Genomic DNA, 25,160 nt, shown 5'->3' on the forward strand with positions numbered 1-25,160 from the left:
GTTATAGTATTGGCTTTTTCTCACGAGAAATTATCTTTTTATATTGTACCGATCTAATACTTTTTCTAACATTTCTAAAGTTATTGGTTGTGCTTCTTTTATTAATTGATAACCAATACGACCATTCGGTTCCGCTGTAACTTGCTGTAAACTCTTTACATCATGGATTCCTTTTTCTCTTAATTGCATATATAGTTGTTGCTCCGACATTTTTGCCTGCATCAAATTCTCTTTTACAATCTCTCCGTTTTCAACAATTATAATGCTACTTCCATTTAGAAATTGTTCCACCTTCCTTGATTTCAATTCAAAGAAATGAATGATAAGTAGTATGCTTGCAAATATGATAGCCGCAAATATAGATGGGACTACTTTTCTACTTAATACAGGTTCCACAATAATACGGCCGATTGATACAACTATAATGATTTCAGCTCTTGTCATTTGGCTGACAGATGCACTACCTGTCATTTTCAAAACAATTATTCCAGTAAAAGTTAATATAATACTTTCCAAAATTATATTCATAATAACCCAATCCTTTAATGGTGTATTTTACTATCATTCCCATTAAAGTTGTGTTTTACTTACCTATTAAGTTGTTAAACCCTTCAGACCATGATGGAAATAAAGGTATCCAACCATACTCTTTACGCGCCTTATTATTGGAAGCTCCTCTTTCCCAACTATCTTTCCCATCTTGAACTTTAGGCTTAGGTGCCCCTATCGCTGCTGCATATATTGGTAACCATTCTTTACTAGTTGCTGGATAATTATCTACAATATTTACGATTCCTGAAGGCCAATTAAGGGCTAGCATAGTAGCTCTTGCAGCATCTTCGACATGTATAAACGAGATTATCCCATCTGATGCAATAATCTCATTATTACGAACTTGATTTGCTATTAATCCGTTTTCCGCATACCATGTTCCTGGTCCGTATAATGTGCCATAACGAAGTATTACCGATTCAGGTAACTCAGTAACAGCTTCTTCTAATTTCAATATGCCATTAACAGTGACTTGTCGAGGCATGGAAGCAGTAATATGTAGTGAATCTTTTTCAGTCGCAAATGTATCCCCTGGTTCATACGCCCATGAAATACTTTGAGCGATTATTTTCTGTACCCCTACATTTTTAGCTGCATCGACAAGGTTACGAGTGCCTTTTGTTCTAATTTTTGCATTATCCTCAAAATCCCATGAAGATAATGACGTTAATTGATGAATAACTACATCGGGATTTGTTTCTTCTAATACAGAAAATACAGCCTTTCTATTAAATACATCAGCTATTACTGGTATGGCACCAACCTTTTTCATTGCTTCTACTTGCGAAGTATTACGGATCATCGCAAAAACTGTATGCCCATTTTTTATTAACATTGGCAATAAAGAACGTCCTATTACACCCGTTGCACCTGCTACAAATATTTTCATATATGTTCCTCCTCATTTAGTAATCATAAATGTGACGAAACATTTGTAAGGTATGTGACAAATATTTTCTCATTTTTTTCGTTATTCATATGAAACATATACTTTTAATGGTTTAATTATCCCTAAACTCAATTCATCAAAGCATTGTATGAGTGAAGTATAATGTATTTCATGTTGAAAGATCTCTTCTATAAATGGTGTTTTTCCTATTTCTTCAAAAAACCAATCTGCATGCTTTTGATAATCGTATCCATCACTTGATCCAATGATTTGCAATTCTTTCTGATAAAAGTTAGCAGTTAATGTTAGTTCTTCTATATTACCATCAGATAGTATACATATTTTACCATTAGTTTTAAGAGCTTTTTGCAAAGTATGGAACCCACTATTTGTAGCAGAACATTCGAAACCATAATTATATGTTTCTATTATTTTCTCTTCTGAATCATATATGTTTTTCGGACCAAACTTCTTTGCAAAATCTCTTCTATTTTTATTAGGCTCAACAACATCCACGTGCTCAATGCCTACATAGTATTTTAAGAAATAACAAGCGAACAAACCAATAACTCCCATTCCAGTTATAAGTACTTTTTCATCATGTCGCGGGTTTAGTTTCAATACTCCTTTAGCAGCATCACACGAAAGAATAGATAATAAAGCAACTTTAGGTTGTATAGAACAAGGCACTCGGATTACTTTATGCCCCTTAACTATCCCTATCGTTTCATGTCCATAAAAAGAAACTACTTTATCACCTACGTTTACATGTGTTACTTTATTACCAACTTGAATCACTTCACCATAACTTTCATATCCAGTTTTTCTTGGATAAAAAGGATTCGTTTCCGTAACATCGGATCCATTATACTGTGGTAACTCGGCCCCAATGCTTATCGCTCCTGCGATTGTTTTAACGATAATTTCATCGTCCTGTATGTCCTTAATTTCATTTATTTCCCACTTGAGTTGTTTAGGCCCTTTTAAAATTAATTTATATTGTTCCATTTATATCCTCTCTTTTTATAAAGATGTTATAAGTAATATTGTTATCCATCTAGTTATCGACTATATTTATTTACCCACTAGAGAAATTACCCTTGCCCACGTTTATACCTTTAATGCTCCTGTACCTTTCTGTTCAGCGTCTAATACTTTAAGATTACTATTCTGATAACATTTTAAGAAAAGTCGTTGCCGCCCAAATGAAATACGCAAGTTGCGTCACGATATACATCGTAATTTCAAAACCTGTAAGCTTTCTTTCCCTTTTTATTTTCTTTAAATATCTATAAAAACAAAATGAACATAAGATCAGTAAAACAATAGACATTTGATATAGATTATCCACTAAAAGAACTGCCATTTATTTCATCACCTTTCCAATAGAAAGCGGGCTATAGTTCAAGCATACCATAAAAAAGGAATTAATTACCATGTAGTCTAGAGCAAATATTACCCAATTAAAACCAGTCACCTTTTTGAATTTATTCAATACAATGTTATGTAATCGACTACACACGATATAATAGGAGATTACTTTCTTTCACTGCAAATGCTTAGGAGGAAGTTGTACATGCAATTGATTCATAACATAAGAAAGGCATTTAATAACCTATGTAACTACGATACGTTCAATTTAATACACACTATTCAATCATTAAATATTTCACTTCATAAAATAGCTCCTTTTATTACTTCACCAGTTAACCTTGAATACGGAAGGAACATTATCTATCAATCTGAATTTGTAGAGATTTTAGTATTAAATTTCCCCAGCAAAGCAAAGACCTTTGTGCACGATTATGGAATATCTGTAGGATGTATACTAATAGTCAATGGTACGTTACAAAATATAACGTACGAAAATAATAGCGAGCGGATTGAAGAGTTTACAGAGGGAAATATTTTCACAGTAAAAAAAGATACTGTGCATAAAATGTATAATGCTACAGATTCAGCAGTAATAACTTTCCACGTATATTCCCCACCATTAAAAGATGTCCAAATATATGAATAGTCTTTAGAAGGAGGAAATATGCAAAATTTGAAAGATTACTATATAAAGAGCTTACAAGATGGTCGTAACGTTTGGCTCTATGGTCAAAAAGTAGATGTAACTACAGACAAACATTTTGCAGGAACATTAAGTACCATTTCTAATTTATTTACATTGTTTGATGATCCAATACGAAGAGATTCTGTTGGATATGTTAGTCCAAAAACGAAAGAATTTGTTCATACAGCCTTTTTAGTTCCGAATTCCTATAACGAATTATTAATGAGGAGAACCGCTTTTGAAACGTGGAGTTATGCTACAGACGGTGTAATGAGTAGACTATCTGATTACGCAAGATCGAGACTTACTGGCTGGTACGTATCAAAATATTTTTATAAAAAATTCGATGCACAGTTTCCAAATAAAATTACATCTTATTATGAAGAAGCGAGAGATAATCACTTATTCTTAAGCGTAGTTCAACGTGATCCACAAATAAATCGATCTACAGAATCAATGTTGAATACAAACGACTTAGGATTACTAAGAGTTACGAAAAAAACTTCTGATGGAATTTATTTAAGTGGTGCTAAAATGATTGGTACTGCTTCTCCTTATTCAAATGATTTATTAATCTATCCATTAGCAAAACTGACTGATACGCAAAAAGATTTAGCTCACTTTCTCATTGTGGCAGCCAATTCCCCTGGATTACATATGGTTTGTAGAGAACCATTTGCGAATACACATTCAATTACAGTTGATTCCCCTCTTAGCTCACAGTACGATGAAATGGATGCACTATTAATCTTTGATAATGTATTTGTACCATGGGAACGAGTCTTACTATATAACAACCCTGAAGCGTTATGGGCAATAAAGTCAGATGTAGCTTCTAGTAGTTTAGCTTATCACCAAGCAATTGTACGATTAGTAGTAAAGCTAGAATTTATAACTGCAATTGCTTGTGAAATTGCTGAAGCGATCGGTGCTACTACTTATTTGCATGTTCAAGAGAAGCTTGGGGAATTAATTATGCAAATCGAAACAATTCGCGCACTTTTAATTGCTGCAGAAGTTGAAGGTACTACAAATGAAACGAAAACTTATTTGCCGAATTTTAAATATATCGAAACTGCAAGGAATCTTGGTTCCAAATATTATCCCCGTGCAATAGAAATTTTACAATTAATTGGAGCAGGTGGGTTCATTCAACTTCCTTCGAGCTCGAATGACTTCCAAAGTCCGATAGCTGATTTATTGAAAAAGTACTTTAAAGGAACGAATATAGATGCCGAACAACGCACAAAATTATTTAAGTTGGCCTGGGATATCATTGGAAGTCCATTAGGATCTAGACACGAATTGTATGAAAGATTTTATGCCGGAGATCCAATACGAAATACAGCTACGCAATATGTAAATTATGATAAAAATCACTTTAAAAAGATGATAAGTAAATATTTACATTGATGAAAAAGAGCACTCTTTGCTAAGAGTGCTCTTAAAAAATATATAATTATCCAATTACATATATAATTGCTCCGGCCACAACTGCTATTTTTCTCCGTAATGGTTTCATCTTATTCACTTTTATTTTTATAATTCAGCTTTATTACTTCTGGTATATACTTCCTATCATATTTTCTCGTATAGATTTCTCCATCAGGAGTAACTAATTGTAAAACAATCTCACCACAAACCCCATCTAGTATTTCAAATTCACCTTGTGCATTTGAAATACTGTGTTCCTTACTTTCAATTGAATCTTCATAAATTTTCACATTAATTATAGGTTCGTTATTTTGATCTACGATAATACCTCTTGAATACTTTGCAACTGCTATGCATTGATCTCTTTTTTTATATTTAGCCACAACCATTACACCAACTACTATAGCGCTACATACAAACAAGAGAATGATTTTTCGCCTCAAAACCAAACAAACCCCTAATTCAAATTATTCTTTTCTAAACTGAAAATTAAACTGTCTTAATTGCTTGATTTCCCCAATTACTTTACGAATACCTTCTTCAATCTTATCTTCTTTTACATTCGAAACATTTAATTTTAATAGTTTTTCTTTAGGGAAATTCCTCATATAATTCTTATCAATAGTATCGACACTTATTTGCATGTCACCTAATTTTTGTATAAGTGTTTCTGTAACTATGTTTTTCTGCATTTCTAAACAGGTGTGTATTCCAAATGTGTTTTGTCTATTATATGTAAATAATGATGGATCTTCATTTTGCACTTTTTCTAATGTTTCTGCTAGTTTTATTGATCTATTATAGTAGGAAGAATTAATTTTACTTTTATGACGTTCAAACATACCGCTCTTTATATAAATTTCTAAAGCCGCTTGAGAAATCATCGGACTATCAATATCTAGTATCTTTTTGTATGTATAGAACGCATTTGCAATGGATGGTGGAATGACCGCAACTCCAACCCGTAAACCTGGAAAAATAATCTTCGAATAACTTTTCAAATATATGACATGACTACAATTATCCAAGCTATATAATGGATCTGCTTTTGAATCAGTTTCTAAATCTGCTAAATAATCATCTTCCACTATAAATACATTGTATTTCTTAGCCAATAGTGTGATTTTTTCTTTCTCATCTTTAGAATAAGACGTTCCAAGCGGATGATGATATCTCGGTATCGTATAGAAGAATTTTATTTTTCCGGTTTGAAATATTTGCTCCAATTCATTCAAATCGATACCTTCATTCGTACGTTTAATACCGATTACAGGAACTTTATTTATTTCTAGATAATCAATATATAGATGATATGTTGGTTGTTCAATTAATACAGTTTCATTTCCATTCGGAAATGGTATAGAAGTTAATATAGCAAGTGCCTGCTGAACACCTGATGTTATAAAAATATTTTCTTCTTTTGTAAAGACTTGATAATTTGCTAGTTGTTTTTGAATAACTGGTATTAAAGATGGTAAGCCTTTCGGCGTTCCATATACAAACAAATCATTTTTATACGTATCAATAGCCTTATTAATACAATGTTGAAAATCTAAATACGGAAAAACATCTGGATCTGGTGCTGAGGAGGCAAAATCAATTATCTCGTTATTTTCTATAGTACTCTCTGATTTTTTAACAACGTAGTATCCACTTTGAGGGACAGAATATATAATGTGACGCTTTTCTAATTCATGAAGAGCACGTATAACTGTTGCCTTATTACATTCATATTGCGTAACGAGTGACCGTATAGACGGTAATTTCTTTCCTTCTCTTATTTCTCCATTTTGAATCATATTTTCTATGTCGTTTAAAATATGTAAATACTTATACATCTTACACCTCCTTCAGTAATTCTATATTTAATTATATCGATTTTTCATTCATATAGCATTCATTCCTCAATTAGTTAATTTTCCGATCATCTATATCGTAAATCCCAATAGCATATGAATCATTTTCAATCCATTTCTTTACTGCTTCTGTTTTAAGTACCCCTTCAACTTCTTTTTCTATTTTCTGTCCAAGTTCTCTCGCCCCTACTTCATCATCGCTAATCTTAGTTTTTATATCAATGGTAACAGGTTGATTCTTTTTATAATTTATTTGCTGAATACCAAACCCTTCATATCCATTTTTTCTGAATACGTCATCAAATATATGTCCAAAAACTTGATTCCATCTACTCTCTGCCTTTACAACTTCTCTATTTCTTTGAGTTATATTGATTTTATAAGACGTTACACCTTGTATCACCAATCTTTTATTAATATCATTTTTTATTTCGTTACTATCTTCGCTATCAGCAATCTCTAAATCTAATATTCTTTCTTTTTCATCTCTTATAGCAGCACTAAAAAAAGATTCCTCCTTTACCGCGGCTGTAGCAATATCCATCACTATAGACTCTTCACTTTTAGCATCTTCAATGTCATTCTCACAGGCACATAATAAAGCAAGTGGAAATAAAAATACAAGTAACTTCTTTCCCTTTCTCATGCAGCACCCCTCCATATATTTTCATTTACGATAAACTTTTTACTTTGACATATAAATACCTTCTTTAATTATTAAATTTAACATTATTTCACATTTACCCCACTTAACAAGGGAATTACAATTAATAAATAGAATATCTCTATGAATAAATAAAAAGTGAGGGATATATAATGCAACATGTAAATACGATTGATATTAGTAATGTACTACAATTGGAAAAAACTCTTTCGACTTTATTAAATAAAATGATTTCTTCAAAACTAGACCTTGAAAATTGGTTAAAAGAGCAGTCAAAAGTAATTTGGGACATCGAAGAACAATTAAGATCACATTACATCGCCTTTCAATGTAATACGGATGATGAAGAAATAAAGGATACTTTTGAACATGATCAACAATTTGTAAAGCCACTTTTAAAGCGGTACCAAAATTTATTGGATAATAAATATTTAGAGTCACCTTTTCGAATGGAATTAGATTCTAACGTATATGGTTTATTAGATACAAAAATAAAAAATGCTCAAAAGTTATTTTGTGAGGAAAATATCGAATTAGAAATACAGGAAGACAAATTAGTCACAGAGTACTTTGAAATCACTGGAGGATTAAGTGGAATTTGGGACGGAGAAGAAAAAACGATAACAGAATTACAATCCTATTTACAAGATTCGAATCGTGACACCCGTAAAAAGGCAAAAACCATTATTTCTGAACAATTTTTATCTGTTGAAAAAGAACTCCAAAACATATTAAATCAATTAATTAAAATTCGCCATCAAAAAGCAAAAAATATTCAACTAGAGAATTATCGCGATTATATGTTCAAAAAATACGAGCGTTTTGATTATTCAGCGATAGATTGCTATGAACTAGCTGAATCGATACGTAAGTATGTTGTGCCGCTTAAAGATAAAATATTGCTAGAGCAAAAAGATAAACTGCAAGTTGATACACTTCGCCCGTGGGATGTATCAGCTGTAACTCCAGATCAAAAAGTACTTAAACCTATTACAAATGAAAATGATTTAATTGAAAAGAGCACTCATATCTTTAATAAACTAGATGTTGAATTTTCAGCACTTTTAAACCGAATGTATAAACACAATTGTCTCGATTTAACAAGCCGCAAAGGAAAAGCAGCTGGTGGCTTTTGTGAGTACTTACCAGCTTCACAATTATCTTATATTTTTATGAACTTAAATTATACACAAGATGATATTGTCACTTTTATACATGAAATGGGGCATAGCATTCATAACGAACTCATAAAACCATTAAAATTACGACAGTATATAGAAATTCCAGCTGAAACAGCTGAGCTAGCCAGTATGACAATGGAGTTATTCTCGCTTAATTATTGGGATACCTTCTATACAGACAAAAAAGATTTAAAACAAGCAAAAATTAACTTCTTTAAAGATGTTATTTCATATTTACCTATTATGCTTATTGTCGATCAATTTCAACACTGGCTGTATGAAAATCCAAGTCATACTTCTGAAGAAAGAAATGAAAAATACTTACAACTTCAAAAACATTATCAGTCTAGCGTCATACATATTGATGGCTACGAAAACTGGATAGCAACGAGTTGGCTACCTGTACTCCATATTTTTGAAGTACCATTTTATTATATTGAATATGCGATCGCCCAACTTGGCGCTTTACAAATGTATAAACAATATAAAGAGAATCCTAAGCAAGCGCTAGAAAATTATAAAAAGGCATTATCACTAGGAAGCTCGCAATCTATAAAAGAAGTGTATGATGCAGCCGGTATTCGTTTTGATTTTTCTGGTGAAACAATTAAAGAACTAATGCTATTTGTAGAAAAAGAATTAGAATTACTTGAGCAATTATAAGAAGAAAGCTGCACCTATATTTTTGGTGTAGCTTTCTTCTTTATTTTATTAATCAGTTCTATGTACTGAGTATCTCCATATCCGATTGTTGGAAAAAGATAAAACAACTTTATTAATAATTCACGAGTTGATAAATCTTTATTTTTAGAGATGAATTTCATTACTGCATTATCTTCTGTTAACATTTCTAAAAATAAGTCTATAGCCTGATACATTACAGGTGGTACCTTATGAGAGCTCTTTTTATGGTTTACTAATACTTCATTGTATATAGAAGAATAATTCCCCAATTCAAGTTCAATTTGATTTACTTTAAATTCATCCTCTCTAAAGCTATTTAAGTATACCTTCCCTTCATAAGCAGACTGTTCAAGGTGAGAAAGTATGGTAAGTAGGTTCATTTGGCAAAACATATCTTCACCAAACCATAGAACAATACATTTATACTTTTTCGTAAAAAGGTTTTCTAACGGATCTATAACCTTTTTTATATAACTTTCTACTGAACTGTTATGTCCTTTCGCTCTTGTTTTAATAAAATCCTCATCAAAAACTTGTGTAGTAGCAGGGTTCACACACATCGCCTCATTAAATGGGGCATAATCAGAATCACCCATTAGCTTTTTATTTTTAAATTCTTCATACATAACTTGACCATTTAATATGTTAAGTACCTCTTTATCAAATAGCTCACTCTTCCTATCTCGTAACTGTTCAACCTCTATTTTTCTAGAAATATTCATTTTAAACGCCCCTTCTTTATTTAAATTTAGTTTAACAAATGATTGAATAGGCATTTTGTTAAGTTGGTATTCTCTTGGATTCATTCCAAAAACATTTTTACATATTCGATTTAGCCGTTCCTATTTATAGTGCGATAGAATATTCATTTGCTGGAAATGGGAATATCGTTGACTATGAGTATTCTATTACAAAAGCACTATTTGAAGGCTATCAAAAGGAAAATGAGCTACCAAAAGAGATGAAAGACAAGTTTTCGTTATTTATTAAATTAAAGGAGATTTTTGAATATAGCTTAATGCATATGTATTGGGATAAAGAAGAATTAACGGAGGAACAAGTACGGATTATGAACCTTTATAGGATGAAGATCGAAAATAAGAATACCTATATCAATATTTAAGAATGCTGTTGTTTAACTGCAAGGAAACTTTGGTTAAACAACAGCATTTATTAATTAGCTGACAACCTTTTTTATGACTTATAAATACTGATTCAATAATCTTTTCAAATACACTTCATTTTGCGGTGATACTTTTTCAGAAAATCTAGCTGCAATAATAATAGGAGCCCATTGAAAAACTTCATCTCTTGATATGCCGGTACGACTGCAATATATATGTAAATACATCTCAGCTAATTCTACCGAAGATTGTGAGTACAACAAGTATGTTCGAAATACATCTGCGCGAATATCACCTGAACTAGCATCTACCCAATCTATAACTTTCACTTTCTCTTCCTTATTCAAAATCAAATTAAATGGATGAAAATCTCCATGACATAGCCTAAAATCAAATGTAATAAAATCTAATTTTTGTAATATATCCTTCTTTTTGCGTTCATCCAATTTATACACAGATTTAATTTGACGCTCTAACCTTTCCCTCATTAACTCCATTTCATCTGTATTCACATGTATAGCATGGATCTTTTTTTGCTCATTAACACAAAGGCTGATATAACGCTCTGCCTCATTTAAATTATTAAGCAGAAGATCACCAATGTTGTCCCCTTTTACATGTTCCATAATAATTGCCTGTCTATTTTGTATCTTTTTCACTTCAAATACGTTTGGAACTGGCAACCCGCATGAATACGCATATTTTTGTTTTTTTGCTTCATTCATAGACTCTGTATCTGGGAGGTAATCTTTAAATAATTTTACAACCTTATCATCAGTTAAATAAATTTCTGCTGTATTCCCTTTTGCAATTGGATTACCTAAAACCACTTTATTTCCCCCTTAACATAAATTAGAATAACACCTTATACTTCTCTTTAAATTCACTATAATCCTAGCTAAAACCTTCTTCACGAATATACAAAAAACTTACCGCTTTCCATCCTTAAATAGAAAGCAGTAAGTTTAATTGTTTAGGAATATCCGAATGAAACTCTGATGTATGCACAATTGAAAATGTATATCCTTGCTCAATAAATGATACTTCATTACGTTTACATTCAAATGATACACTATTTTTCTTAAAATTATTTTGGATTCGCTGTAAAAATGCGACGTCTGGTGTTCCGAAAGAAACGTATACTTTCGGTGATAGAGCTTTCATCGCGATTGGAATCCAAGGTCGCTGCCACCAAGTCGCGACGATATATGCAGTGCCACCTATAACAAAGTTAAAAATATCCCCATCTTCCATCGTTTTCATATTTAGATTTGATTTTAACCATTCCGTAAAAACAGGTACACTTTTAACAGGAAGACCAATTTCCCTTACGTATAAAATGTTTAAAGGTGAGTGTGGTACTAATACATCCTCTTTAACATAACTATGTGCGATAATTTCGAGTAGATTTCCATCTCCGTCTTTAAAGTATAAATTGAATAGACCATTCTCTTCACCAATTACATTTCCATTTTGCCATTTTACAATGAGTAATCCAGAGTCCTTTAACCATTTTGCTGTTTCATGGAATTTTGAATATGGGATTTCAAAAGCAAAATGTGCAGGTGCGATTGGTTCATACACTTCTTGAAAACTAATTGTTGTATAAGGTGTTACTTCAAATTGAATGAAGGATGCTGTTTCTTTTTTTATTGGAAAAGATAATATGTCCTTATAAACTTGTTTTACCCCTTCTATGGAAACCGTCTGTAGTTTTATATCTGATATATGTGTAATCACTTTACATTCCCCCTCATTTCTTATTATCTATTCGTATTGTATTACACTTATAAACAGATAAAATCAAACGGAAGGATGGATTTTTCATATAGAAACTACAACTTTAGTATGAATATGTTAGCCACAATTATTTTTTATTTCCGCTATAACAATTTCTGGTTTATCCCAGTGCAACATGTGTGTAGTATCAGGAATTACTTTTACTCTACTGTCCGTTTTCTCTTTAAAAACATGTACTGTCTTATCTCTATAATCCGCCCAAACTTGTGGGACTGTAGCTCGAAGTAATACAATATTAGCCGGTAGCTTCTCATATATATCTATTGTTTCATCTTTATGCATACCTCTTATTATATTATTAGCTGTATTCTCCCTGGCATGCCACCATACTTTATTATCCATTTCGATCCCTAGATCCTTTACAGCAACTTCTAACAATGAAGACCACCTAGTATAAGCTTCTTTTTCACTTTTGAAAAATTCGTCCCAATTATTAAAAACGTATTCATCAAAGTCTTTTTCATAATAAGCAATTTCTTCTTCCAACGCTTCTTCTTGAAGCCTTTTTGTTTGATATCCACCATCAATAAGAATACTTCCTTGTACTTTTTCTGGATGATTTAACAAATAAAATAACGCTACAAAACTTCCCCATGAATGTGATAGAAAATAGAAGTGTTCGATTCTCAATTCATTTATTATTTCATTTAACCAATTTGCTAAATTTTGCATCTCATAATCTTCTGTTCTTTCAAATGGCGGGGTTTTACCGTGTCCAGGTGCATCAACGGAGATAAATCTATACTCTTCTTTTAATTCTTCAGCAATTTCTATAAAACTTAAACTCGTACTACCTAATCCATGTAAACAAAAGATAACGGGCTTGTCATTATTCCCCCATTCAGTAATATGTACATTTATTTTTTCATTGCTAATATAGTAACGTTTCAAAACATTTATCCTCCATATTTTGATTTTTTAATTTATACTTTATTTATTTCTATTATTTTCAAGTATTTCCTGTATTCTTTTCCACACAAAAAGCTGCTTTTCATTTAAAGAAAAGCAGCTTTTACACTAAAATATATTATAATTTAACAGCGATAATCATAAATCTTTTTGAATTCGTACGAATCCCTTTTTCAGAACTATTCGTTTCAATGAACTTTTGTAAAATAGTAAAATCTTCTTCCTCTTCTCCAAATCTAGGAATAATAGGCGTATGTTTTAATAAGAAAATGAGATCTTCAGACGTACTGTAATAATCAGTAACATCATATTCACGTACTTGCACGAGATCAAATCCTGCACTAATAAGTTCATCCATATACTTTTCTTTTAAAGTGCCATCTCGTTCATCTAAGCATTGTCCTCTGCCAAATGCTTCTTTCAGGTTTAATTTATCATTCTCACTTACTTGTTGCGTTAAGAAAAAAGCACCTCGTTTCATTACTTTCGCTAACTCAGATGCTATAAACGGTGCGTGACAACTTGAAGCGATATCAAAATGGGCATTCTGAAACGTTAACGCTTCAGAACCCATTTGAAGAAACTCAACATTTTGTACACCTGATTTTTTCAAGTTGGAATGTGCCGTTTCAATCATGCCGTTAGAATTATCAATTCCAATCAACAATTTAGCTGATGATGCTATGTTAAGTACATTTTCTCCTCCGCCTGTACCAACATCAAGTAAAATATGTGATGGTTTACACCTTTCTTTTACCTCACTATAAAAGTCCCATGTATCTCCTACAGTTTCACATTTTATTTTACTAAAATCCCATCCATTTAATCTTCCTACTTTATCATAGAAGCTTTTATACTCTAATTCGTTCATCTTATTACTTCCCCTTTGTAAAAATAAATTAAATATGTATAATAACCTACGACACTCCTTAATTATATATTATAAAATACAAATTATTAAAACAACATTTCCCTTCAAACTACAATAAGTTTACATAATATTTTTATGGTTTATCTTTATCTATATATTCTAAATGCCCTCTTCCCCAACTACACATACTATCCAAAACAGTACTGACTGTTTTTCCATGTTCAGTTAAGCTATATTCTACTTTAGGTGGTATTTCTTGATAAATTTCGCGTTTTATTAGTTGATCTTGCTCTAATTCACGTAATTGCTTTGCTAACGTCCCTTGAGATATATCTGGTATTAATCTCTTTAATTCACCAAAACGTTTCGTTCCATCTGTTAGCAAAATAAATAAAATGAGCGGCTTCCATTTCCCACCGATTATTTGTAATGTTGCTATTACCCCTTTTAACTTCGGTTCTTGTAAATCCATTTTTCTCACCTCTCCTCAGATATCATAAAGTGAAACTTTAATCAGTGGGGGTTTTGTTCATCCCACACTGATTATTAGTTGAACCAATCGGGCTTTTACGGGCAGTTGATCTCTTACCTAACTTCCTTGCATTTTCCTAACTTTGAGGTGAGAGTTTTACTGCCCGTTAATGCGGGATAAACAATATGTAGAAATTTTTCGTATTACTTATCCGCATAAATAGCAATTAGTACGAAATTTGCGACTATGTACATATAAAGTGCGTACTTTTCACTTGCTCCCTTTTAGCGAATAATAAAAGCATAGCACAGTTATATTCTAAAGTTTTTTATTAAAGGAGTGGCTAAAATATGTCTATTACTACATTAGAAAATAGCCGTATTGTTATCATTGGCGGGAGTTCTGGTATTGGATTAGCAACAGCAACTCAAGCAATTAAACAAGGCGCACATGTTATTATTGCCGGACGCTCGGAAGAAAAATTAAAAGTTGCTCGAGAAGTAATAAATAACAATCATCTTCAAACTTATATATTGGATAATCAAAATAAAGAGCAATTACAAAATTTTTTCAAGACAGTTGGGAACTTTGATCATTTATTCACACCGGGAGCCTCTTATACACTTGGACCAATTACCTCTACAGAGGAAATTGCTGAAAGTAGCTTCATCGGAAAGTTTTGGCCTCAATATTATGCCGTAAAATATGCAATTCCTTTTCTTTCAAACTCTGGATCGATCGTGTTAATGTCCGGTGCCTTTAGTCAAAGACCACTTAAAGGTGCGCCTGCTTATGGAGCTTGCAATGGTGCTATTGAAAGTTTAGGGAAGGCCTTAGCTGTGGAATTAGCTCCTATTAGAGTTAATGTGGTTTCTCCTGGAACAATACAAAGAGAAAATGAACAAAATGAAAATAGACTAGTTGCTTACGAAGCTTATAAATCTCTTTCACTTGTACAACGAGCTGGATATAATGATGAAATTGCACATACTGTCCTATATTTAATGCAAAATAGTTTTACTACGGGTAATGTATTATTTCCTGATGGAGGGTACACATATCATTAATTATTAAAAATTTAATGCCTCCTTGTATTAACTAGTATTAAGGAGGCTATTATTAACTAAAAAAGGGATATATTAATGTAGGATCTTCTTTCAAAAGTTCTGCTAACAACAATAATTGCGGAAAAGGTCATAAGATTAACTCTTTATCCAGCAACCCCTTTTGTTCTCGAATCATACCGCCTCATCCAATAAAAGCCGCCCTAATTTCTATTCCCTACACTTTTATATAAAATTAACCTTATAAAGGTAGGATTCAACAACTTCTTACAGAATTCTATATTTAATACGTATTGGACGGATTATTTTCAAATTCCTCTTTACTAAAGGTGGTTCATACAATTGTGAAATTTGTACAAGAACGAAGGTTAACTGTCAAGACAATTTTTTCAAAAGAATACAAGATTTTTATTTTTGGTTTACTCATTTCACGAATCGGGGATTCATTATATACTTTTGCACTGCCTTGGATTGCCTATCAATTAACTGGTTCAGCTGTAATTATGAGTTCTTTATTTGCTGTAAACGTATTGCCAATCGTTTTATTTGGCCCTTTAGTTGGTGTACTAGTTGATCGATATGATCGAAAAAAGTTACTTTGGATGGCGGATATTACCAATATTATTTTAGTAAGTCTCGTACCAATTTTACATGCATTACATATATTAGAAGTCTGGCATTTATACGTAATTACTTTTATCTTAGCAGTTATGTCCATGCTTTTTGATGTAACAACAGTTACAGTCATTCCACACATCGCAGGTGCATCATTAACGAAGGCTAATTCTTTATATCAAATGGTTAATCAATTGGCTAGTTTGTTTGGTCCAATCATAGCTGGGCTTTTCATATCTTTTATTGGCGGCTTTCAAGTACTTTGGATTAATGCTCTTTCATTTATTGCTACATTAATTGCTGTGATTATATTACCTTCTATGAAAAACTTAAATAAAAAGAATACTGATAAAAAAATATTGCAAAATGTACTAAATGATTTGTTTGATGGATTTAAATGGCTCAAAAATGATCGGTTAAATATAGCTTTGTCACTTCAAGCTATGGTAGGTAACTTTGGAGCAAGTGCTGTTTTAGGTGTACTTATGTATTATTTATTATCGACATTAAATCTTACCTCCGCACAAAGTGGTTATAATTATACTTTAATAGGAATAGGTGGGCTTTTAGGAAGCTTAATTGCCGTTCCTTTAGAAAAGAAATTTCGACGTGGTATACTTATTCCTTTACTCCTATTTTGTGGAGCGCTTGGATTAACATTTGCTTTATGGAGTACATATTGGCTTGCTCCCGGAATTGCTTTCGGTATCGCGATGACATGTAATATCACATGGAATACGATTGTTACATCAATTCGGCAGGAAACTGTTCCATCCAATTTGCAAGGACGTGTTTTAGGTTTTTCTCGTGTACTTACACGATTATCTATGCCATTGGGGGCATTAGTAGGTGGAATTATTTCAGCCTACAATCCTGTATTTATATTTGCTTTAGCTGCTTTTACTAAAATAATTGAAGTCTTTATTGCCTTATGTAGTCCGATACGAAAACTGTAAAGAGGAAAAATTATATATTTTGAGATATTAATAAAATAAAAAAAGGCATAAAACATGCCTTTTTTTATTACTTATTTGTTTATTGGATAACAAACTTCTGTAACCCACTTATTAGGATCGGATTCCATCGCTGGGCTCACATGATAAATATTAAACATCGGGCCTGCTAATTTGTAACCCTCTGTCTCAATCCATTTTGCCGCAGCCTCATTTACAGCTGTCATCTGTTCATAACTTCCATTAACTGTTATAGAAGCTACATGAGTCGATTCCATATTTTTAAATGTAACGTCTTTTGTATTTTCGTGCTTACCTAGAATACTTAGCTGTATTTCTATATCTACATCATTTTCTTTGTATTCATGATCATGGAAAACCGCAATACTATAACTCGGTTGGGCAATACTAATATTTTTCATTTGAATTTCTTGCATTAATACACTCCATAAATCACCTTCGCAATTATACGATGGAATAATCTTTCTAACACTAGCTACAGTTCTTTCTGGAATTTCTTTTATTGAAACATGATAATTCATCTCAACAACATCCTCTCTCATCGTTTTCATTGAGTCTTCGAGGAGACGTAATTGTTTTTGGAGGTTATTCATGTCTTCTTTAATTTGAGCACTACGATTTAAAAATTGCTCTTTTATGGTATCTATATTATCGCATTCTATTATTTCTTTGATGGTAGCAATATTAAACCCCATAGCTTTTAACGTTTGAATTTGATTTACTTTTTTTAATTGGTCTGCTGAATAAAATCGATATCCACTCTGCTCATCGACTTTTACTGGTTGTAGTAATTCCACTTTATCGTAGTGTCTCAACATTCGTATACTAATGGAAGATAGTTTTGAAAAATCCCCTATTTTAAACATGATTTCCTCCTATAAGTTACATCTACTTTGAAGCTCAACTTTATCTTAAACAATGACATTGTGTGAGGGTCAATCGTTTTTTTGATGATTTAAACGATAATTTAACATGTTATATTTACATAATTAAAAACCTATATTCCTATTTTATGACTACTACAATTGACAATCCATCATCAGTTATTTTTCTCTAAACATTCATAAACCGCCATCATATCTCGTTTATCCAACTCACGTATGCGATTAAAAATTGGTATTTTTCCAACCGCTTCTGTTAATAAGCTTTCATTCACAACATCACTTGCTTTTCCAGTTAACCACGTTTGTACATCCACGCCCTCGACAACTTCTTTTAACCCTTCGTCATTAATACCACTTGCATTACAAGTTACACATGGAATTGTTAGTTTAAAGACACCATCATGTAGATTATCTTCGGTTATCACTTTCTTACCTTTACAAAATGGACATGGATTACTTTTTTTAATTTTATTAATTTGGGTAACTAATTTTTTGTATCCAAATGCTTCGTATACATACGTAAGTTTTTTATATTTACCATTTGTGAAATACTTATCTATAATGGTTTCTCTCGTTTCATAAACATTAGGGAAATCACAAACAGTTACTTGATTATTAACACTAATGGATTCGATATTTCCTTTTATTTCGCCCCAGAATGGTAAGACATTTTGTAACACCATTTCATAGTTTGAAAAGCTTGCTTGTTCTAATTCAAACATCTTCAGTGCAACTTGTGCTTTTCTTGGCAATAAAGAAATATCTTCCGTCAATACCATATCGCCACCAACAATAGACTTCAATTTAACAAGTGCCGGTAAATCACCAACTGTTTTCAATACTTTATTAATAGGCTGATTGATTATTTCACGAATATCTACGTTACCAAATTTAAGTGGTTTATGATGATTTAAAACCGTCCCCTCACAAATTGGACATTTCATCATTTTTTTTGAACTCTTAATTTCTTCTTTAATAGGTGCTTTTGAAATAACAATATATCCACCAATAATTGTATTAAACCCTACCCATGTTCTACGTGTCTTTCCTTTTTTATCATAAAATGATTTTTTAAAATATCCATACCAAAACGTATGCTTTTCTTCTTCTGACATATCATTATAGCTCTTTGACAAATCGTGACCAAGCTCATTTTTTATTTCTTCGAATAGAAATTCTATTTTTTCATGCTGATAAAATTTTAATACCTTCATGATTTCTGGATCGAATAGCCCATCCCAAAATGGAACACTTTTATCTTGAATGGCAATATCTTTATCAAAAACTTCAATTTGAAGACGTCCAGAACAAGATGGACAATGATTGTCCTGTGAATAGAAATCAAAACTTCTCGTATCTTTATTAATTGGATGAGCAGCTACAATATGATTAATTAATCCACCAAGCTCATATAAGAAACTATATTGACTATATAAATGTTTTTCAAGATCAATAGCAATAACAGGTGCGATTGTATCAGATTCATATTCACCATAAATTAACCTAGCCATTGATGATAAACTTTTTAAAATACCGCCCTTATAAACATTTTCGGCATTTTTAAAATAGTTAATATGATTTTCTTCTAAATAGTGAACTCCTTTTTTCTGCTTAAGCATTGAAGAGATATTTATTTTCTCTGTGCTATTCACATTACTTTTTTGACGATAGTAATCCTCATGATTAACAACATCCAAATGCTCTACAGATTCATTCTGCCTTTTTCCAAAATCAACTATATAATCAGAGCTTTCTAACATGTAACGATTATGCTCAATCATAATGATAGAAACTGATTCATCTTGCAGAATACCTCTAATACTATCGATAAATTGATTTAAAATATTTTGTGATAAACCTTTTGAAGGCTCATCAAAAATGAATAATGTATGTGGATTTCTAGTGTTTGCAAATAATTCCGAAACTAAATGAACACATTGAAACTCACCTGTCGATAATGTTTGTGTTTTTCTCTCTAATGTTAAATAGCCAAGTCCTAACTTAATTAGTAGGCTCAAACGTTTATAAGCGATATCTTCATTTGGAAGTTCATCAATAATATCCTCAATCGAGCGCTCAAAAATATCATCAATGTCTTCACTATACTTTGTTAGTTTCTTTTTAATATCTAGGAAAGTTGCTACAGTTGATCGACTTGTAATTGATTGATTTCGGTCTTGTCCCACCATAACTAATTTATCTTTTGGATATCTTTTCAAGAAATCTGTAGCTAGACATTCATTGACAAGTGTAGATTTCCCACATCCTGATTCTCCTGTAACCGTTACAAGCCTGTTTTTAGGAATTTGAAACTCCTCCATTTGGATATTACGGCAATATAAATCATAGAATGTATAATATTCTGTTGGTATTTCTTTATTTCGATCCCACAGTATTGACTTTGGTCTTGGTGATTCTTTCACAATTTTCCCGCCATATTTTCCGCTACCAGGTCCAAAGAACAATTGCTCATCAGTTGTATCTAGTACCGTATCTGAATGATCAATAAGCCAAATTTGATTTTTACACCCTAATCGTTTAATCTCTTCCAAAATTTTCAATAATGTTTCATGATCAAGTCCAACTGAAATCTCATCAATAATAATTACAGCATTTTCACTTACTGCCATGAATTCAGCCAAATAAAGTCGTGTTAACTCTCCACCTGACAACGTACCCATAATTCGATTTAATGTTAAATAACCAATGTTCATATTAATAATATTTTGCAGTATATGCTGTTTTTCTTCACTAATATTTAATTCTTTTGCTATTGAAAGAATAGATTCAACACTTAAATCATTAATATTTGAAATTGAATGTGGCTTGGCCAACAAATCAATTTCATGTTTTTCAATTTCTTCACTATAACGTTTTCCCTTACATTTTTTACACTCAACATTTTTTGTAGTACCACGGCCTTTACAACCAGTACACCAGCCTAATTGATTATTAAATGAAAAGACCTCTGGAGAAAGATTAAATACTTCAGCAAGTTTTTCCCGAACCTCTGTAAAAACACCAGTATGAGTACCAATCGTTGAACGTGGATTAGACGAAATCGATGATTTCCCTAAAAAAAGTACTAATGGCATTTCTTCCATCTTAATAGCACTAAAATTTGTTTCCATAATGTTAGGAAATAAATATTGATATTCAGCCTTTGGTAATAAAGAAACTAATCGTTTTTTTGACTCTTCACCAATTGTTTGGCAAAAAGTTGTTTTACCCGATCCAGATAACCCAGCAATTCCAAACGATTTATTAAACGGTATAGTTGCATCTAATTTATTTATGTTATTAGCAATTAATTGATTTACTTTCATATTAACCTCTATTCTTATTTATCCATAAAAGCATTTTTATAATATAATAATTACATAATGAATATTACCTATTATGTAATTATCCTCTAACTTCATGAATCTTACCCTTGTATATTTCAAACCATTGTTGCCATTCATCTTTAGAAAATTCTTTCTCTTCTCCTTCTAAAACGCAAGAAAAAAGATTTAAACAAATATGCCAACCAGCTACATCTCTCGGTGTATGATCTGTTAATTCATGAATGTACTCTTTAAGAAGTAAAAGAGTACCATTTTCCTCTTTATGTATTTCAAATCGGACACGGTCTTTATCCCAAGTAAATTCAAGTACTGAGTTTAGTTGACACTCTAAAATATCAATATTTATGAATGAACCGTCCATCATGTCGAACTTTATTATTCCACCAGTTTTAAGGCTTTCAATCTGTAAATTGGACATCCATTTTTTCAGCTTACTGTTTTCTGTTAATACAGACCAAACTTCCTCTACCGTATATGGAAATTCACGTTCAAATTTTACAATATATCCATCAGTTAGTTTCCCAATTTCAGCTATCATTTTGATTGCCTCCTTATATAGAATATATGTTCTTATTTCATTTTACACGAATATAAATATAAAATAAATATTTATGTCAACGAAGTGTTAATTTAAAGCGAATGACGCTGAGAAAAACTTAAATATTTTCTAAATCGAGTTATATAGTATTGAAAATTAAATATAGATTTACGTACAAATAAAAAAGCCGCATTTGCGACTTATGAAATCATAGGATTAACTCCTTTTTTTGTTGAATGATTAGCGCTTAATCGCATCGACAATTAGCGATGGAAAACCAAGTTTATCGCCTTTATTTCTAGAATCATACCTTTTCGAACGGAAAATAACACCGTCGTTTGCATCCCATTCGTTGTAATAAAACCGACCATTTTCATCACAATATTCAAGTAAAACTACCTCGAATCCAGCAGTTTCAAACATTTTCGTTAATGTTTTATAATTATGAACGATTTTATGACTTGCTGCTGGATGATCTTTCGGACCGGGGCCCCCTATTTGAACTATATTTTGATATGCCTCATCCTGAAAGAATGCATCAGGGACTCCGCACCGAATATGACCAGATGGTTTTAAAAATTCATAACAAATTTCAGCTGCTCTTACACCTTCTTCAAAAGTAAGGTGTTCCCATACATGCTCAGCTAAAATAGCTGAAATAGAGTTGTATTCAAATCTTTCTTCCCACGTAGCTTTATCTAGTAAGTTAAGTTCATCTTCTTGTGTTTGAATCCAGCCTGGATTATTATTAAACACTCCAGCTCCGACAACTACTTTAATTTCGTCTTGTTTTATTACCACCATTTTCACCTCTTAAATATTTTAATTCATTAATATATTCTATGTTTACTATTATGCTTCCTCCTTCAACAAATTTAGTAACATGAGTCCAGTACAATACCGAACTCATGCCCTAAAAACTCTCTAACGCAACAATCTGTCTAACTCTATAAAATTAGTTCATAATATACGATTTTTCTTACAGAAATATAGCACACCAAACATTAGCATAATACCAATCACGTAAAAAATTGTTGTTCCGCTCCCACCAGTATTAGGAATTACCCAATTATTCTTCGCATTTTTCACTGTTATTTTTTGTGTCTTTACTGCTTCTGTAATTTCTATTTCTATTGGATCTCTAAGTAACATGTATCCGTTCGGTGCTTTTATTTCTTTAATCGTATACTTTCCAATTGCTAATTGGTTGGAAATTACCTTTCCTTTTTCATCCGTTATTAATCTACTAACTTCTTTCCCTTCTTTATCTAACACTTGAAATACAGCGCCTTTTAGCTTTAATTCACTATCCGTATCATCAACTTTTTCAATTTCAAATTGCCCATTCGGATCTGGCAATTTCTTATTTCCTATTTTAATTTCTACTACTGTATCTTTTTCTATTTTTACAGCTATTTTATCTTTTAATAATTCATAACCTTTAGGCGCCTCTATTTCCACTACGGTATAGTTTCCTATTGGTAAGTCTTTTGATATTACTTCTCCTTCTTCATTTGTTACTAGTTCTCCAACTACTTTTTTATTTAAATCTTCTATATGAAACTTTGCCCCTGCTAGTTTTTTATTTTTATCACTTATGTCTACTTTCACAAGCTTCATTTTCCCCATTGGATCTGGCAATTTCTTATTTCCTATTTTAATTTCTACTTCTGCATCTTTTTCTATTTTTACAGTTATGTTATCTTTTAATAATTCGTAACCTTTAGGTGCTTCTACTTCCACTACGGTATAGTTTCCTATTGGTAAGTCTTTTGATATCGCTTCTCCTTCTTCATTTGTTACTAGTTCTCCAACTATTTTTCCTTTTGAATCTTCAATTTTAAACTTTGCTCCTGCTAGCTTTTTATTTTTATCACTTATGTCTACTTTCACAAGCTTCATTTTCCCCATTGGATCTGGCAATTTCTTATTTCCTATTTTAATTTCTACTTCTGCATCTTTCTCTACTTTTACAGCTATTTTATCTTTTAATAATTCGTAACCTTTAGGTGCTTCTTTTTCCACTAAAGTATAGTTTCCTATTGGTAAGTCTTTTGATATCGCTTCTCCTTCTTCATTTGTTACTAGTTCTCCAACTATTTTCCCATTTAAATCTTCAATTTTAAACTTTGCTCCCACCAATTTTTTATTATCATTATTACTATCAACCTTTTTTATTTTTACTTTTCCTGTACTAGGCTTGTTCCAATGTTTCCAGTTAAATTTGAAATTGTGAAACTCAAATCCACCAGTTTGTTGTACCGCACCGACAAATGCTTGTCCATTAATCGAACCGCCTTTTGTTTCTAATACAGCATTGGGAGCAAACACACTTCCAACAACACCATATCCTTCTGTTGTGATCTTTTTCGCATTAGGAAAAACCCAAATCATTTTACTGTATAGCTCAGTAAATGGTGAATTAGGAGAATAGGGTTGTGATGTGGGAATTATATCCGTAGCCCTTCCAATATTGTTCTTGTCGTATAGAATAGCCCCATTTTTAAATGTAACCTCTATCGCATCCGAATACATAACAATAAAATCTTTGTCCTTAGCACTCGGTAAAAATACATCTCTTATATCTAAATTGATTTTCCCTGTCAATTCTGATGAAACATAAATATTAGGATTGTTTATATCTTTTCCGATTCCATGACTCATATTTGGAATTGGGGTATTCGTTTTATATTGACCTGCATTTTTACTGACTTGGTTCACTATATTGCGAAATTCATTAAATTTCGCGTCAATTTCTAGTTTTTCTTTATAAACGATACGATCATAAGAAGATTGTATGATGCGATCTGGATCACTCTCTTTTGTCATTACAACTATTCCGTTTTGAATGATAAAAGATTCTTCTCTTGATTTCTTAAATTTTCCAAACAATAACAAAGACGGATATCCCTCATCAACCCATTTTTCACCTACTATATTAGATGTTCCCGCTGCAGCACCTACAATCGTATACCCCGATGCATCCATGTCACCTTGAACTGCAATTGCCCCTTCAATGTCGCCACCTACTGCTTTATGGTTACCAAAAACAACAGCATTATAACGCGATATATCACCTAGACTTTCTAGGTTTGTCGTGGATCCATATGCTTCTTTTGGTACATATACGAAAAAACTTACACTTAACATTAACAAAACAATAAAATGAATACTTACCAGCTTTAATCGTAGCCTCAATTCCTTTGTTCCCACCTTTACCGTATTTTTTCTATAGTCGAATAA

24 protein-coding genes are annotated in these 25,160 nt (G+C 31.9%); 6 read left to right on the forward strand and 18 right to left on the reverse strand.

Translation table 11 applies throughout. The annotated features are described in order from the left end of the window. Positions 1–30 precede the first annotated feature (30 nt). From DN404_RS27005 to DN404_RS27020, 4 genes are all read right to left on the reverse strand, one after another. Positions 31–528, reverse strand: a complete 498-nt coding sequence (locus DN404_RS27005; protein ID WP_001021411.1) for a DUF421 domain-containing protein — start codon at positions 526–528, stop codon at positions 31–33. Between the two features lie 55 nt (positions 529–583). Further along, the gene (locus tag DN404_RS27010; protein ID WP_006929510.1) at positions 584–1,441 is read right to left on the reverse strand and encodes an NAD-dependent epimerase/dehydratase family protein; all 858 of its coding nucleotides are present in this window, start codon (positions 1,439–1,441) and stop codon (positions 584–586) included. Positions 1,442–1,522: 81 nt separating this feature from the next. After that, positions 1,523–2,449, reverse strand: a complete 927-nt coding sequence (locus DN404_RS27015) for a zinc-dependent alcohol dehydrogenase (protein ID WP_006929511.1) — start codon at positions 2,447–2,449, stop codon at positions 1,523–1,525. A gap of 157 nt (positions 2,450–2,606) precedes the next feature. Further along, positions 2,607–2,807 carry a hypothetical protein gene (locus DN404_RS27020; RefSeq protein ID WP_000279689.1) on the reverse strand — a complete coding sequence of 67 codons (201 nt, stop codon included), beginning with the start codon at positions 2,805–2,807 and terminating at the stop codon, positions 2,607–2,609. A gap of 210 nt (positions 2,808–3,017) precedes the next feature. Here DN404_RS27020 and DN404_RS27025 point away from each other — a divergent pair, with 210 nt between their 5' ends. Together DN404_RS27025 and DN404_RS27030 are read left to right on the forward strand one after the other, a co-directional pair. Further along, positions 3,018–3,461 (forward strand): cysteine dioxygenase, encoded by a 444-nt coding sequence (locus DN404_RS27025; RefSeq protein ID WP_149215685.1) that lies wholly within the window; start codon positions 3,018–3,020, stop codon positions 3,459–3,461. Between the two features lie 18 nt (positions 3,462–3,479). After that, complete coding sequence (locus tag DN404_RS27030; RefSeq protein ID WP_149215686.1) at positions 3,480–4,913, forward strand: 4-hydroxyphenylacetate 3-hydroxylase family protein; 1,434 nt, start codon at positions 3,480–3,482, stop codon at positions 4,911–4,913. 110 nt (positions 4,914–5,023) lie between these two features. On the opposite strand, the gene DN404_RS27035 is transcribed toward DN404_RS27030, so the two are convergent. The 3 genes from DN404_RS27035 to DN404_RS27045 all read right to left on the reverse strand — a co-directional run bounded on the left by DN404_RS27035 (position 5,024) and on the right by DN404_RS27045 (position 7,436). After that, positions 5,024–5,377: a serine/threonine protein kinase gene (locus DN404_RS27035; protein ID WP_033692968.1), complete on the reverse strand. Its 354-nt coding sequence runs from the start codon at positions 5,375–5,377 to the stop codon at positions 5,024–5,026. Between the two features lie 24 nt (positions 5,378–5,401). Beyond that, complete coding sequence (locus DN404_RS27040) at positions 5,402–6,772, reverse strand: aminotransferase-like domain-containing protein (RefSeq protein ID WP_149215687.1); 1,371 nt, start codon at positions 6,770–6,772, stop codon at positions 5,402–5,404. A 70-nt stretch (positions 6,773–6,842) separates the two neighbouring features. Beyond that, a complete protein-coding gene (locus DN404_RS27045) occupies positions 6,843–7,436 on the reverse strand; it encodes a DUF4030 domain-containing protein (protein WP_001225387.1) in 594 nt (197 codons plus the stop codon). Between the two features lie 170 nt (positions 7,437–7,606). Here DN404_RS27045 and DN404_RS27050 point away from each other — a divergent pair, with 170 nt between their 5' ends. Next, a complete protein-coding gene (locus tag DN404_RS27050; RefSeq protein ID WP_149215688.1) occupies positions 7,607–9,298 on the forward strand; it encodes a M3 family oligoendopeptidase in 1,692 nt (563 codons plus the stop codon). A gap of 14 nt (positions 9,299–9,312) precedes the next feature. Here DN404_RS27050 and DN404_RS27055 read toward each other — a convergent pair whose 3' ends face one another. Continuing rightward, complete coding sequence (locus DN404_RS27055; protein WP_255445419.1) at positions 9,313–10,125, reverse strand: AraC family transcriptional regulator; 813 nt, start codon at positions 10,123–10,125, stop codon at positions 9,313–9,315. Here DN404_RS27055 and DN404_RS27060 point away from each other — a divergent pair. Continuing rightward, a complete protein-coding gene (locus DN404_RS27060) occupies positions 10,116–10,442 on the forward strand; it encodes an aminoglycoside phosphotransferase (protein WP_071740589.1) in 327 nt (108 codons plus the stop codon). The genes DN404_RS27055 and DN404_RS27060 overlap by 10 nt on opposite strands. A 78-nt stretch (positions 10,443–10,520) precedes the next feature. Here the strand turns inward: DN404_RS27060 and DN404_RS27065 are convergent, their stop codons facing one another. From DN404_RS27065 to DN404_RS27085, 5 genes are all read right to left on the reverse strand, one after another. After that, positions 10,521–11,273, reverse strand: a complete 753-nt coding sequence (locus DN404_RS27065) for an aminoglycoside phosphotransferase family protein (RefSeq protein ID WP_149215689.1) — start codon at positions 11,271–11,273, stop codon at positions 10,521–10,523. Between the two features lie 115 nt (positions 11,274–11,388). Next, the gene (locus DN404_RS27070) at positions 11,389–12,183 is read right to left on the reverse strand and encodes a VOC family protein (RefSeq protein WP_149215690.1); all 795 of its coding nucleotides are present in this window, start codon (positions 12,181–12,183) and stop codon (positions 11,389–11,391) included. A 117-nt stretch (positions 12,184–12,300) separates the two neighbouring features. Further along, positions 12,301–13,134, reverse strand: a complete 834-nt coding sequence (locus DN404_RS27075) for an alpha/beta fold hydrolase (RefSeq protein ID WP_149215691.1) — start codon at positions 13,132–13,134, stop codon at positions 12,301–12,303. A gap of 136 nt (positions 13,135–13,270) precedes the next feature. Next, the gene (locus DN404_RS27080; protein WP_016122554.1) at positions 13,271–14,023 is read right to left on the reverse strand and encodes a class I SAM-dependent methyltransferase; all 753 of its coding nucleotides are present in this window, start codon (positions 14,021–14,023) and stop codon (positions 13,271–13,273) included. Between the two features lie 133 nt (positions 14,024–14,156). Continuing rightward, positions 14,157–14,495 (reverse strand): winged helix-turn-helix transcriptional regulator, encoded by a 339-nt coding sequence (locus DN404_RS27085; RefSeq protein WP_000365529.1) that lies wholly within the window; start codon positions 14,493–14,495, stop codon positions 14,157–14,159. Between the two features lie 350 nt (positions 14,496–14,845). Between DN404_RS27085 and DN404_RS27095 the strand changes: the two genes are divergently transcribed. Together DN404_RS27095 and DN404_RS27100 are read left to right on the forward strand one after the other, a co-directional pair. Then, on the forward strand, positions 14,846–15,562 hold the full coding sequence (locus tag DN404_RS27095; protein WP_048535362.1) for an SDR family oxidoreductase: 717 nt from the start codon (positions 14,846–14,848) through the stop codon (positions 15,560–15,562). A gap of 341 nt (positions 15,563–15,903) precedes the next feature. Then, positions 15,904–17,130 (forward strand): MFS transporter, encoded by a 1,227-nt coding sequence (locus DN404_RS27100; RefSeq protein ID WP_006929234.1) that lies wholly within the window; start codon positions 15,904–15,906, stop codon positions 17,128–17,130. 71 nt (positions 17,131–17,201) lie between these two features. Here DN404_RS27100 and DN404_RS27105 read toward each other — a convergent pair whose 3' ends face one another. The 5 genes from DN404_RS27105 to DN404_RS27125 all read right to left on the reverse strand — a co-directional run bounded on the left by DN404_RS27105 (position 17,202) and on the right by DN404_RS27125 (position 25,115). Continuing rightward, positions 17,202–18,014: a MerR family transcriptional regulator gene (locus DN404_RS27105; RefSeq protein ID WP_006929236.1), complete on the reverse strand. Its 813-nt coding sequence runs from the start codon at positions 18,012–18,014 to the stop codon at positions 17,202–17,204. A gap of 173 nt (positions 18,015–18,187) precedes the next feature. Continuing rightward, positions 18,188–21,358, reverse strand: coding sequence for an ATP-binding cassette domain-containing protein (locus DN404_RS27110; protein WP_149215692.1), 3,171 nt, complete (start codon positions 21,356–21,358; stop codon positions 18,188–18,190). Positions 21,359–21,437: 79 nt separating this feature from the next. Continuing rightward, positions 21,438–21,917, reverse strand: coding sequence for an SRPBCC family protein (locus tag DN404_RS27115; protein ID WP_000559843.1), 480 nt, complete (start codon positions 21,915–21,917; stop codon positions 21,438–21,440). Between the two features lie 240 nt (positions 21,918–22,157). Next, positions 22,158–22,718 carry a class I SAM-dependent methyltransferase gene (locus DN404_RS27120; RefSeq protein ID WP_006929239.1) on the reverse strand — a complete coding sequence of 187 codons (561 nt, stop codon included), beginning with the start codon at positions 22,716–22,718 and terminating at the stop codon, positions 22,158–22,160. 159 nt (positions 22,719–22,877) lie between these two features. Further along, on the reverse strand, positions 22,878–25,115 hold the full coding sequence (locus DN404_RS27125; protein WP_149215693.1) for a SpaA isopeptide-forming pilin-related protein: 2,238 nt from the start codon (positions 25,113–25,115) through the stop codon (positions 22,878–22,880). Positions 25,116–25,160 lie beyond the last annotated feature (45 nt).

The organism is Bacillus sp. TE8-1, from assembly GCF_008368855.1.
Classification (GTDB): domain Bacteria; phylum Bacillota; class Bacilli; order Bacillales; family Bacillaceae_G; genus Bacillus_A; species Bacillus_A cereus.

Excerpts from the sequence above, each read along its gene's own strand:
- DN404_RS27005 (WP_001021411.1), bottom strand. The coding sequence starts at position 528 with ATGAATATAATTTTGGAAAGTATTATATTAACTTTTACTGGAATAATT.
- DN404_RS27010 (WP_006929510.1), bottom strand. The coding sequence starts at position 1,441 with ATGAAAATATTTGTAGCAGGTGCAACGGGTGTAATAGGACGTTCTTTA.
- DN404_RS27015 (WP_006929511.1), bottom strand. The coding sequence starts at position 2,449 with ATGGAACAATATAAATTAATTTTAAAAGGGCCTAAACAACTCAAGTGG.
- DN404_RS27020 (WP_000279689.1), bottom strand. The coding sequence starts at position 2,807 with ATGGCAGTTCTTTTAGTGGATAATCTATATCAAATGTCTATTGTTTTA.
- DN404_RS27025 (WP_149215685.1), top strand. The coding sequence starts at position 3,018 with ATGCAATTGATTCATAACATAAGAAAGGCATTTAATAACCTATGTAAC.
- DN404_RS27030 (WP_149215686.1), top strand. The coding sequence starts at position 3,480 with ATGCAAAATTTGAAAGATTACTATATAAAGAGCTTACAAGATGGTCGT.
- DN404_RS27040 (WP_149215687.1), bottom strand. The coding sequence starts at position 6,772 with ATGTATAAGTATTTACATATTTTAAACGACATAGAAAATATGATTCAA.
- DN404_RS27045 (WP_001225387.1), bottom strand. The coding sequence starts at position 7,436 with ATGAGAAAGGGAAAGAAGTTACTTGTATTTTTATTTCCACTTGCTTTA.
- DN404_RS27050 (WP_149215688.1), top strand. The coding sequence starts at position 7,607 with ATGCAACATGTAAATACGATTGATATTAGTAATGTACTACAATTGGAA.
- DN404_RS27055 (WP_255445419.1), bottom strand. The coding sequence starts at position 10,125 with ATGAATCCAAGAGAATACCAACTTAACAAAATGCCTATTCAATCATTT.
- DN404_RS27080 (WP_016122554.1), bottom strand. The coding sequence starts at position 14,023 with ATGAACGAATTAGAGTATAAAAGCTTCTATGATAAAGTAGGAAGATTA.
- DN404_RS27085 (WP_000365529.1), bottom strand. The coding sequence starts at position 14,495 with ATGGATTTACAAGAACCGAAGTTAAAAGGGGTAATAGCAACATTACAA.
- DN404_RS27095 (WP_048535362.1), top strand. The coding sequence starts at position 14,846 with ATGTCTATTACTACATTAGAAAATAGCCGTATTGTTATCATTGGCGGG.
- DN404_RS27105 (WP_006929236.1), bottom strand. The coding sequence starts at position 18,014 with ATGTTTAAAATAGGGGATTTTTCAAAACTATCTTCCATTAGTATACGA.
- DN404_RS27110 (WP_149215692.1), bottom strand. The coding sequence starts at position 21,358 with ATGAAAGTAAATCAATTAATTGCTAATAACATAAATAAATTAGATGCA.
- DN404_RS27115 (WP_000559843.1), bottom strand. The coding sequence starts at position 21,917 with ATGATAGCTGAAATTGGGAAACTAACTGATGGATATATTGTAAAATTT.